Origin of the sequence: Rhodovulum viride (assembly GCF_003265965.1) — a bacterium.
GTDB lineage: Bacteria > Pseudomonadota > Alphaproteobacteria > Rhodobacterales > Rhodobacteraceae > Rhodovulum > Rhodovulum kholense.
Genome location: NZ_MUAV01000063.1, coordinates 1 through 3050 on the forward strand (window position 1 = coordinate 1; position 3050 = coordinate 3050).

Genomic DNA, 3050 nt, shown 5'->3' on the forward strand with positions numbered 1-3050 from the left:
TCAGCCCCGCGGTCACCGGCTGGATCCGGTTCAGCGTGATCTCGTCGCGGGTCTTCGCTTTCGGCTTCTTCGCCAGCGCCATCTGCACGCCCGAAAGCACGAAGGCCATGGCGGCCTGGCCCATGATGGCGGTCGCGGTCAGCCCCGCGGCCCAGCCCCCGGCGGCCGCCGCCAGCGCCGCCCCGACCGGCGGCATCGCCAGGGCTGGGGCCGCCGTGATAATAAAAAGAGCCCCCGCGAGCCAGATCACCCGATGCGCCATGCCGCCTCCGCGTCGAGGACCGGGCGGCGGACGGGGCCGCGTTCGGCCAGATGCACCGCATGGCGGCCGGTGACCACACCCATGGCGCCGGGCAGCGCGCCCGCGGCATCGCCCATAACCCAGTCGCCGCGCCGCGCCAGCGCCACCGCCACCCGCGGCAGATGCGCGTCGATCAGATCGGCGATGGAGCCAAAGCCAAGCCGCACCAGCCCCTTCGCCGCCTGCATCTCGCTGGCATAATCCGGCAGGTCCGGGATCGGATCGGTGCCCGTCATCGCCCGTGCGGTGGCCCGACAGAAGCCCAGGCAATCGGCCGAGCCCCAGGTGAAGACCCGGCCCTCCCAGGCGCGGATCTCGGCCGCCAGCCGCAATTCCCAGCCCTCGCGGCGTGTCATCGTCCCGCCGTTCATCGTCCCGATCATCTCCCCCATGTGTCCTCCCGGTTCTGGATGGCCTGGACGAGGTCGAAGAAGCGGTCGCCCGGAAAGCGGCGCTGCTGATCCTCGGGCAGGTAGTAAAACGGGCGCTTGCGGCCCAGATCCATGGCGCGTTCCTCGCAGGCGAGCGTCGCGGTCGCGGCCTCGGGCCCGTCATCGCTGTCGAGCGTGTCCGCGAGCCCGTCCCACAGCACATCGGCCGCCTCGATCTGGCCCTCGGGGCCGAAGAGCGCGAGGCGCAGCGTCACCCGGCGGCGCTGGAACTCCTCCAGCTCGGCCAGCGCCACCACCTCGGGATCGAGCCCCGACAGCGTCAGCGTCAGCCCCGGCATCTCGCCCCCCGAGGTCTCCTGCGCCTCGCCGATCCGCAGCATCTGCCCGGCCGCCCCCAGATAGGTCACGCCCTCCCACTCGACCGTGCCATGCCCCGTGAACATGTTCAGCTCGCCGCTGTCGAACCGGCATTGCACCAGAAGGCCGAGGATCCTGTCGCCGCTGGTGTCCATCACAGCGCCTCCATGCGCATATATCTGCACCCGATCCTTGCACTCGCACAGCGCAGGGCGTATTTATATGCGCACAACCACACAGGGGCGCCGAGGGTGGAAACCAACAGCCGGAAGATCATCAAGCGCCTCGAACAGGACGGCTTCGTGCTGGTGAAGGTCACCGGCTCGCACCACAAGTTCCGCAAGGGCGACCGGACGGTGACGATTCCGCACCCGAAGAAGGACCTGCCGCTGGGCACGGTGCGCAACATCCACAAGCAGGCCGGTTGGCTGTAACCGAAGGGAGAGACCCCATGCGCCATTACATCGGCGTCGTGCATCAGGAGGGCGACAGCGCCTTCGGCATCCATTTCCCCGACGTGCCTGGCTGCTTCTCGGCCGCCGATGCGCTCGACGATCTTCTGCCCAATGCCAGCGAGGCGCTTGCGCTTCATCTGGAAGACGAGCCCCTGCCCGAGGCGCGCAGCCTCGATGCGGTCCGCGCCGATGCCGAGGTCGCCCGCGATCTTGAGGCCGGGGCCTTCCTTCTGGCGGTGCCGTTCTTCCGGCTGAGCGGGCGGACCGCCAAGGCCAATATCACCATGGATGCGGGGCTGCTGGCGGCCATCGACCAGACCGCGAAGGAGCGCGGGCTGACCCGTTCGGCCTTCCTTGCCGATCTGGCGCGGCGCGAGATCACCGGCTGAGCCTGTCATCAGAGCGCCTCGACCAGTTGCAAGGTGCGGGTCCGGAGCCGGGCCTGACTGACGGCCAGCGCGGTCTCGGGTCCGGCCAGCGCCCAGCTGCCGTAAGGTGCGCGCATCGCCACCGGATCGCCCGGGGCGACGGGGGCGCGCAGGCGGGGCCAGAGGGTGAGGGTCTGCCGGAAGGCGGCCGTGGGGGCCTCGGCCCCGGTCACGATATGCAGATGGCCGTCGAGGGTGAGGTAGTCGCCGACACTTATAGTGTCGGTTGCGGCGGCCAGCTGCAGGACCAGCGTCTTCGCCCGGGCCGAGGCCGCGACCGCCACCACGGGATCGGCGGTGATCGCCCCCTGCGGGCCGTCATAGTCCATCGCTTCCATGTCGAGCTCGAAGCGGCCCGCCGGGCCATTGAGGCTGGCAAGCCAGGCCGAGATCGCGGCGCTTTCGCGGGCATCGAAGGCCGCCAGGGTCAGCTCGGCCGCCCAGGTCCCGCCCATGAAGTCATAGGCGGTCTGCGCGAAGCTGTAGGGGCTTTGGGTGCGGATCGCGCTGCTGATCTGGCGCAGCGTGAAGCCCGCGATGCGCACGGCCTCGGGCGGAAAGGCCATCAGACGCCCTCCCGGCGCTGGCGGGCATAGACCCGCTGCGCCTCGTCGCGCGTCACCCGCCGCACCGCTTCCGCGATCTGTTCCGGGCTGGCAGTGCTGCCCGCGACGCTGACATGCACATCGCCCATGCGCACAGACCCGCCGGTGCCAAGACTGGCAACCCCGAGCTTGCCATTGCCCAGCCGGGTCAGCGGCAGGATCGCCTCGGGCCCGGCCTCGCCCATCAGCCCGGTCGTGGCGCCCTTCATCGGAAAGAAGGTTGGCCGGTCGACCACGCCGCCCGCGGCAAAGGCCCGGACCCGGCCGCCCTCGAAGACATTGCCAAGCGCGTTGACCGTCACGCCGCCGCCCGCGCCCGCACCGGCGCCGCCGAACATCCCCGCGAAGAGGCTGTCGAAGAAGCCGCCCATCGCGGTCGAGACCGGCGACAGCGCCCGGTCCAGCAGATCGTCGAGCATCCGGTCGGCCAAGGCCGAGATCGCGTCGCCCGCATCCACCGAGCCCTTGGCCAGATCCTTGAAGAAGGTCTTGAAGCTGTCGCCGGTCTCCTT

At 70.2% G+C, this 3050-nt stretch carries 7 protein-coding genes; 2 read left to right on the forward strand and 5 right to left on the reverse strand.

The window, feature by feature from the left end; genetic code table 11:
• The 3 genes from BYZ73_RS20700 to BYZ73_RS20710 all read right to left on the reverse strand — a co-directional run.
• Positions 1-262, reverse strand: a 262-nt coding sequence (locus BYZ73_RS20700) for a hypothetical protein (RefSeq protein WP_220086873.1), incomplete at its 3' end; no start/stop codon positions are given.
• A complete protein-coding gene (locus BYZ73_RS20705; RefSeq protein WP_112317511.1) occupies positions 247-693 on the reverse strand; it encodes a DUF6950 family protein in 447 nt (148 codons plus the stop codon). The genes BYZ73_RS20700 and BYZ73_RS20705, both read right to left, overlap by 16 nt.
• On the reverse strand, positions 681-1205 hold the full coding sequence (locus BYZ73_RS20710; RefSeq protein WP_112317512.1) for a hypothetical protein: 525 nt from the start codon (positions 1203-1205) through the stop codon (positions 681-683). The genes BYZ73_RS20705 and BYZ73_RS20710 overlap by 13 nt, the downstream gene beginning before the upstream one ends.
• Positions 1206-1301: 96 nt before the next feature.
• Between BYZ73_RS20710 and BYZ73_RS20715 the strand changes: the two genes are divergently transcribed.
• The gene (locus BYZ73_RS20715; RefSeq protein ID WP_075786980.1) at positions 1302-1484 is read left to right on the forward strand and encodes a type II toxin-antitoxin system HicA family toxin; all 183 of its coding nucleotides are present in this window, start codon (positions 1302-1304) and stop codon (positions 1482-1484) included.
• Positions 1485-1501: 17 nt separating this feature from the next.
• Positions 1502-1894 carry a type II toxin-antitoxin system HicB family antitoxin gene (locus BYZ73_RS20720; RefSeq protein ID WP_075786981.1) on the forward strand — a complete coding sequence of 131 codons (393 nt, stop codon included), beginning with the start codon at positions 1502-1504 and terminating at the stop codon, positions 1892-1894.
• A gap of 8 nt (positions 1895-1902) precedes the next feature.
• Here the strand turns inward: BYZ73_RS20720 and BYZ73_RS20725 are convergent, their stop codons facing one another.
• Positions 1903-2499, reverse strand: coding sequence for a hypothetical protein (locus BYZ73_RS20725; protein WP_112317513.1), 597 nt, complete (start codon positions 2497-2499; stop codon positions 1903-1905).
• Positions 2499-3050, reverse strand: a 552-nt coding sequence (locus BYZ73_RS23600; RefSeq protein WP_220086875.1) for a phage tail tape measure protein, incomplete at its 5' end; no start/stop codon positions are given. The genes BYZ73_RS20725 and BYZ73_RS23600, both read right to left, overlap by 1 nt.

Excerpts from the sequence above, each read along its gene's own strand:
- BYZ73_RS20705 (WP_112317511.1), bottom strand. The coding sequence starts at position 693 with ATGGGGGAGATGATCGGGACGATGAACGGCGGGACGATGACACGCCGC.
- BYZ73_RS20710 (WP_112317512.1), bottom strand. The coding sequence starts at position 1,205 with ATGGACACCAGCGGCGACAGGATCCTCGGCCTTCTGGTGCAATGCCGG.
- BYZ73_RS20720 (WP_075786981.1), top strand. The coding sequence starts at position 1,502 with ATGCGCCATTACATCGGCGTCGTGCATCAGGAGGGCGACAGCGCCTTC.
- BYZ73_RS20725 (WP_112317513.1), bottom strand. The coding sequence starts at position 2,499 with ATGGCCTTTCCGCCCGAGGCCGTGCGCATCGCGGGCTTCACGCTGCGC.